Source organism: Avibacterium volantium (assembly GCF_049366555.1).
GTDB lineage: Bacteria > Pseudomonadota > Gammaproteobacteria > Enterobacterales > Pasteurellaceae > Avibacterium > Avibacterium volantium_A.
This window is the reverse complement of sequence record NZ_JBMMGT010000010.1, coordinates 71,664-78,361: the sequence shown is the minus strand read 5'-3', so window position 1 is coordinate 78,361 and position 6,698 is coordinate 71,664. Positions and strand designations below refer to the sequence as shown.

The 6,698-nt window shown below is 38.8% G+C and carries 5 protein-coding genes; 4 read left to right on the top strand and 1 reads right to left on the bottom strand.

The window, feature by feature from the left end; all coding sequences use genetic code 11:
* Positions 1–22 precede the first annotated feature (22 nt).
* A complete protein-coding gene (locus ACLS0A_RS04840) occupies positions 23–3,421 on the bottom strand; it encodes a polysaccharide lyase 8 family protein (protein ID WP_416082932.1) in 3,399 nt (1,132 codons plus the stop codon).
* A gap of 329 nt (positions 3,422–3,750) precedes the next feature.
* Here ACLS0A_RS04840 and ACLS0A_RS04835 point away from each other — a divergent pair, with 329 nt between their 5' ends.
* The 4 genes from ACLS0A_RS04835 to ACLS0A_RS04820 are packed head-to-tail and all read left to right on the top strand — an operon-like array spanning position 3,751 to position 6,687.
* Positions 3,751–4,413: an amino acid ABC transporter permease gene (locus tag ACLS0A_RS04835; protein ID WP_416082933.1), complete on the top strand. Its 663-nt coding sequence runs from the start codon at positions 3,751–3,753 to the stop codon at positions 4,411–4,413.
* A 2-nt stretch (positions 4,414–4,415) separates the two neighbouring features.
* The gene (locus ACLS0A_RS04830) at positions 4,416–5,084 is read left to right on the top strand and encodes an amino acid ABC transporter permease (protein ID WP_416082934.1); all 669 of its coding nucleotides are present in this window, start codon (positions 4,416–4,418) and stop codon (positions 5,082–5,084) included.
* Between the two features lie 12 nt (positions 5,085–5,096).
* Entirely contained in the window at positions 5,097–5,861 is a 765-nt protein-coding gene (locus ACLS0A_RS04825; RefSeq protein WP_416082935.1) for an amino acid ABC transporter ATP-binding protein, read from the top strand.
* A complete protein-coding gene (locus tag ACLS0A_RS04820) occupies positions 5,845–6,687 on the top strand; it encodes a cysteine ABC transporter substrate-binding protein (RefSeq protein ID WP_330934183.1) in 843 nt (280 codons plus the stop codon). Before ACLS0A_RS04825 ends, ACLS0A_RS04820 begins: the two co-directional genes overlap by 17 nt.
* The last annotated feature ends 11 nt before the right edge of the window (positions 6,688–6,698 follow it).

The following is a 6,698-nucleotide window of genomic DNA, read 5'->3' as shown; positions in this document are numbered from 1 at the left end:
ATTAGCGAGAGCATTTTGTTTTTTAGAATTGATAATTAAAGGTGGCTATCATCTTGCGTTCTTGATGATTGTTGGTCTGAACACTGAAATCAAAAGTGTAATTACCGATATTTTTGGCAATTCCCACTTTACCTATCCATTCTTGCTTCGAGCGATCTAACTTGTATTCTTGCCCATTTAATTGAAGGCGATATGGATCGTCTAAGTTTACTTTCCAAGTCGGTTCAAGGTAAAGGACTATGCTGCCGATATGATAGCTAAATTTACTTGATAGCTGTGTTTGGACGGCAAAATGATGAGCGAGTTTACCATTATCTGGCAGTTTGCTATCTAGCAGATAAGAACCTAGCACACCAACACGTGGCTGAATAGCAAATTGGTTAAAGGTAAAGGTTTTATCATAACCAAGGTAAAGGTCGAGATAATCTGCGTGTACTGCGCTATCAAAAACGTGGCGATAACGAACAAAGCTAGAAAAATCATACCACTTCGCATTAGCTCCAATGCTCAACTGGTGAATATCATTATAACGATATTCGGCAAATGCCCCGACTTTCGTATGATCATTCAAGGATTGGTTAAACCCTGTTTGGAATTTTCCACCTAACCCCTGTTTATTGCTTTCACTTAATGTCGCTGTGAAATAATGATCATAGTTGAAGTTATCAATGATAGAAACATCTACATCGGTTAGATTTCTTAGCGTTTTCGCATATTTATCAAGATAATCTTGGCTAAACGCAACCTGTTCAGAGGAAGTTTGAGCAGTAAGATTTTCTTCTTCATCATTAGATTCCACCGTTTCTTCTATGGCTACAGTGCGATTGCTATCCTCAGCTTGGGTTGTTTGAGTAGTTGACGTTGAACTGCTTTCGTCATTGCTATTCCCATTAGATTCAACCACATTGTCTGATGTATCTACACCTTTATCTGGTGTCATTGTTGGACTATCTTCAGCATTTTCAGATGAGGTTTTTGTTGCTGGATTTTGTTCAGAATTATCTGTGTTAGGCTTATCTAAGCCATCAGGTGTTTCTGCGTTATTGCTATCAGAGTTGGTTGGCTGCGTGCTAGTTGAGTTATCTTCCTTGTACTGGTTTTCCTCAATCGCGGAGAAATATTTCTGATGATCATCAAGTTTAAAGGTAAATTCTGTTTTTTCTCCTGAAATCGTAGCTGTTACATCATTACCAACTTGTAAGATATATTTACCAAGCACAGACAAATTAATTTCATCGTCAAGCATCAGCGTTGGATCGGCAACATAAACGTCTAGGCGTCCATTTTCTTCTGTCTTAATTACGGAAAGAGGGTGATCCACCGCTAAACCATCTACTTCTCCCGCTTCAAAGAAATTAACAAAAAGACTATTGCCTACTTTTACTGCGTGTTGTTGAGCATTTTGTTGCAGAATTTGAATTGTATTTGTATCAAAATGGTTTACTTCGTCAGCGCTATAACCCGGCATAATGAGATAAGCATAGCTTGCTTCTTTAGGTTTTTTCCCGTGATTTAACCAAATTTTAGCAAATTCTGTTGAACCATCTTTACCTTTCTCAATAACAGTATAGGGTTGCTGATTATCAAGAATTTTATAGCTTATAGTCTGCTGTGTAGCGGGATCGGTGAAATAAATTGTATCACCAACGTGAGATAAGGTTTGTTTTCCATTGATCACTCTATTATCAATGGTTGTTAATACTTCGCCTTTATCTGTGCTAGCAATATCTGAGCCTAGTGCGAGTACCACATCACCTAGCATTACCCAAGATTTCTTCGCTGTAGTTTTATCATTATAAGATGTGAAATCCATTGCAATAATGGCTTTAGTGGCATTGCCTTGTGAACCATCTGCCTTAATACCATTATCTACACCACCCACAAATGTTTTACTGCTGCGATCTTTTAAGTATCGGCGTTGCTTTGAACCATCTTTCCGAATAGCGGTGCTTTCGGTTGTTCCCGGTAGCATATAGGAATCAACATTATGCCAATAATTCGTAAATGAATCGGTACTTTGGTTATCATAGATATAAGTCATTCCATCGCCAGTGTACCAACCTTGAGGGTTCTCGCCATTCATACTTTCATAGGCAGCAGTACGATTTGAATGCATTGCAATAACAACGGTTCCCCTAGGACTTTTTTGTACAGCGCGATCCATAAAAGAAAAACGTTTTACACCAACGGTTTCTGTTGGCTTGATATTTGGATTATCAAGAATATTTTTTAAGATATTCCGCACCGTATCATTTGGCGCATCATCAAGAGAGTAATGTTGTTCAAGTAATGTACGTTTTAACAACCCTTGTAATGCCGGCTTGTATGTTGCTGGTGCGCTATCAATCAATAAGGAAATATCACTAATAAATCGTTTTGCGCGTGTAACATCGCTGCTATTTGGTCGTGTAATCGCGCGCCCATTTACTGAATCATTCATTCCACCATTTACTAATAACCAGCTATATCCCTTAAGAATTGACTCATAAATATTGTCCATTTTAGGATCACTAAACACAAAGTTTGGTGAATCTTTCAGCATATATGCGAAAAGTCCTAACCCTTCAATGAGAACTGAAGCATAAGTACCATTATAAGCCACGGAAGAATGTTGAATAAATGAACCATCGGTATAGAATCCATCATTTAGCGTGGCATCATTTGTATCACGAATACCGCTTTTGAGTTCTCCTACATCATAAATAGCACGGATTGCGCGTTGAACCTCATCATCATTACGCGTTAATAGACCACGCGCAAGTGAAACGGTAGAGGTATCTGTGCGGTTTCCGCCAGTACTTGTTCTTTTATCTTTTGACGTAGAATATTGTGCGGCTTCGGAATTTGCCCCACTTGTTGTGGGATCTGGCTGGAAGTACGTTGTAGCTGCAATGAGCTTTTCTTTTAATTCATTAGGTAATTCATCCCCCATTAAAATGAGTACATCATTCAACGATTTTGGAACACCAATTTCCCAGTTCCACCAGTTACCATATTCTTTGCCACCCACCTGGTAGCCACCGCTATGAATTTTTTCCAAAGAAGAAATGATTATCTGCTTAGCGTCTTGGTTTTGATAAAATTGCGAACCCGATTTATTATATCCTACGGCTAAATCTCTGATTGTATTCACTGTTGAGCGAATTTTTGCCCCAGCTGTTTTTTGTTCACTAAAATCAAAAGTATCGTTACTTAACAACGCTTGTTTCGCATTGTTAGCCATATTATTTGTGGTGTCTAACGATATACCTGTAAGGTGGTTTTTCCAATTTTGTAATATTTGATCATAGGTATTCTGTGTTTTGGCGTGTTCCACCGCGACAACAGAATTTGTTTCAGCATAAACAGGTAAAGCAGGAATGCTGGCTAACATCACAGGCGCTAGCATACACATCACTTTTGATAAACGAAATCGGGGCATTTTTCTCTCCTTAAATAATAGTGATAACGCGAGTATGCTACGCGGGTGGAAAAGAGAACTCAATTTTTTCGTTTTAAAAATATGAACGAGATCACAATAAAAATGAAAAATTGTTTTATTTTTGTTTTGTGGGGTTTATGCGTGGGATTTATTAACGGATTAAGGTAAGAAAAGGTTGTTGTTTACTAGATAAAAAGTGCGGTATTTTTCACCGCACTTTTTGTTTTAATATAACCAAATCATCTAACCAATAATTTTTTATTCTTTTTCAATCTACTATTCTCTTCTTTAGAATGATTGCCAGTTTATGACTTCAATAGGGAAGGAAAATGAATTGGCAGTATGTCTTTGACAATATTCCGAAATTTATTGATGCCAGCATTATTACTTTGCAGCTCTCGTTTTGGAGTATTGTTTTTTCTCTCATTATTGGGCTTTTGTGTGCGGTGGCTACCAGCTACCACATTCGTTTTTTTAATTCGCTCGCTAAAGCCTATATTGAACTTTCTCGTAATACACCTTTGTTGATCCAACTTTTCTTTCTCTATTTTGGTTTGTCTAAATTGGGAATTAAGTTAGATGGGTTTACTTGCGCCATTATTGGCTTAAGTTTTCTTGGGGGAAGTTATATGGCTGAGGCGATTCGAGCTGGGATTGAAAGTGTTTCAAAAGGGCAAGTGGAATCAGCCCTGAGCTTAGGATTAACACCCACACAAGCCTTTATTTATGTGATTGCGCCACAAGCTTTAAGCCTTTCCCTGCCAGCCATTGGTGCAAATTGTCTGTTTTTAATGAAAGAAACCTCTATCGCTAGCGCGATTGCTATTGCGGAATTAATGTTTATGGCAAAAGAATTAATTGGCCTAGATTATAAAACTAACGAGGCATTATTTTTATTAGTAGTGTTTTATCTCATTATTTTATTACCAATTTCGTTTCTTATTCATTATTTAGAGAAACGTAGCCGTTATGCGAAATATGGGAACGTTTAATAATGGGATTAACTATTTTATTAGAAGGAAATAATCTACAACGATTATTAAATGGCTTAGCGGTTACGGCTGAAATTGCATTTATTTCCGTATTATTCTCTTGTCTGTTAGGGATATTGCTTGGCATTGTTATGACTAGCCGAAATAAAATAATCCAAGGGATTTGTCGTTTATATTTAGAAATGGTGCGAATTATTCCTTTACTAGTGTGGTTATTTATTGCCTATTTTGGCTTGGCTAAGTGGTTGAATATTCATTTAAACGGCATTGCAGTATGTATTTTCGTCTTTATTTTTTGGGGAACGGCTGAAATGGGCGATTTAATGCGCAGCGCATTAAATTCCATTGAAAAACATCAGAGGGAATCTGCTTATGCCTTGGGATTAAATAGCACACAAACCTTTTTATATGTGCTGTTACCACAAAGTTTAAAGCGAGTTACACCAAGTGCGATTAATTTATTTACTCGAATGATTAAAACTAGCTCATTGGCAATGTTAATTGGCGTGTTAGAAGTGGTGAAAGTGGGGCAACAAATTATTGAAACTTCCTTATTTACTGATCCTTCCGCGGCATTTTGGATTTATGGACTTATTTTTCTTTTATATTTCGCAATTTGCTATCCCTTGTCCATTTTTTCTCGCTATGTGGAAAATCGTTGGGAGCAATAAAAGGAAATCAAAATGGCATTATTAGAAATTAATCAACTGGTAAAAAAATACGAAAAAACCACCGCTCTTCAAGGCATTGATTTGGCCATAAAAAAGGGCGAAGTGGTGGTGTTGCTTGGGCCTTCAGGCTGTGGGAAAAGCACCTTGTTGCGTTGCATTAACGGGCTGGAATCCATTCAAGGAGGTGAAATCATCTTGCAAGATCAAGGCGTATTAGGCAAGCAAGTATCTTGGGTGCAAGCGCGCCAACATATTGGAATGGTTTTTCAAAGCTATGAATTATTTTCGCATCTTTCGGTGATCGACAATATTTTGCTCGGCCCAATGAAAGTGCAAAAGCGTTCTCGGGCGGAAGTGGAAAAGCAAGCCGATGAATTACTTAAACGCGTGGGCTTACTGGATCGCAAAAATGCCTATCCGCGCGAGCTTTCAGGTGGCCAAAAACAGCGTATCGCCATTGTTCGCTCTTTGTGTATGAACCCAGAAATTATGCTGTTCGATGAAGTTACCGCAGCTCTTGATCCCGAAATGGTGCGCGAAGTGCTAGATGTGATTTTAGAGCTTGCCAAAGAGGGAATGACAATGCTGATTGTAACCCACGAAATGGCCTTTGCGCGCCAAGTGGCAGATCGCATTATTTTTATGGACGCAGGAAAAATCGTGGAGGAAAACACGCCAGATCGCTTTTTTACCAACCCGAATTCCGATCGGGCAAAAACATTCTTAAACATCTTAAACTATGAACCAAGAGGAATAGACTATGAAGAAAACATTTAAAAAAATCACCGCACTTTTTGCGACTACCCTGCTTGCTGTGAGCCTAACGGCGTGCAATGACAACGAAAGCAATAGCGCGCAAAATCGTCTGCAACAGCTACAAAAGGCCGATAGCGTGCGCATTGGCGTTTTTAGCGATAAACCGCCTTTTGGCTATGTGGATAACCAGGGAAAAAGCCAAGGTTTTGACGTAGAAATTGCAAAAGCCATTGGTAAAGATTTACTGGGTGATGAAAACAAAGTGCAATATGTTTTGGTGGAAGCAGCAAACCGCGTGGAATATTTGCAATCGAACAAAGTGGATATTATTCTCGCCAATTTCACCGTTACCCCAGCGCGCAAAGAAGTGGTGGATTTCGCCAAACCTTATATGCAAGTGGCGTTGGGCGTGGTGTCAAAAGATGGCGCGGTTATCACCGACATCAATCAGTTAGAAGGCAAAACATTATTGGTGAACAAAGGCACGACGGCAGATGCTTATTTCAGCAAGCATTATCCGAACATCAAATTATTAAAATTTGAACAAAACACCGAAACCTTTGAAGCCTTAAGAGATGGACGCGGTGATGCACTCGCCCATGACAACACCTTGTTGTTTGCTTGGGCAAAAGAAAACCCAGGTTTTACCGTTGGCATTAAAACCCTTGGTGATCAAGATTTTATCGCGCCAGCAGTGAAAAAAGGTGATACTGAATTGCTCGCGTGGTTAGATCAAGAAATTGAAAAATTAGGCAAAGAAGGCGTGTTAAAACAAGCTTACGACAAAACCTTATTGCCTGTTTACGGCGACACTATCAGCGAAAAAGAAGTGTTAGTGGCTTATTAAGTTTAAATTGA

Excerpts from the sequence above, each read along its gene's own strand:
- ACLS0A_RS04840 (WP_416082932.1), bottom strand. The coding sequence starts at position 3,421 with ATGCCCCGATTTCGTTTATCAAAAGTGATGTGTATGCTAGCGCCTGTG.
- ACLS0A_RS04835 (WP_416082933.1), top strand. The coding sequence starts at position 3,751 with ATGAATTGGCAGTATGTCTTTGACAATATTCCGAAATTTATTGATGCC.
- ACLS0A_RS04830 (WP_416082934.1), top strand. The coding sequence starts at position 4,416 with ATGGGATTAACTATTTTATTAGAAGGAAATAATCTACAACGATTATTA.
- ACLS0A_RS04825 (WP_416082935.1), top strand. The coding sequence starts at position 5,097 with ATGGCATTATTAGAAATTAATCAACTGGTAAAAAAATACGAAAAAACC.
- ACLS0A_RS04820 (WP_330934183.1), top strand. The coding sequence starts at position 5,845 with ATGAAGAAAACATTTAAAAAAATCACCGCACTTTTTGCGACTACCCTG.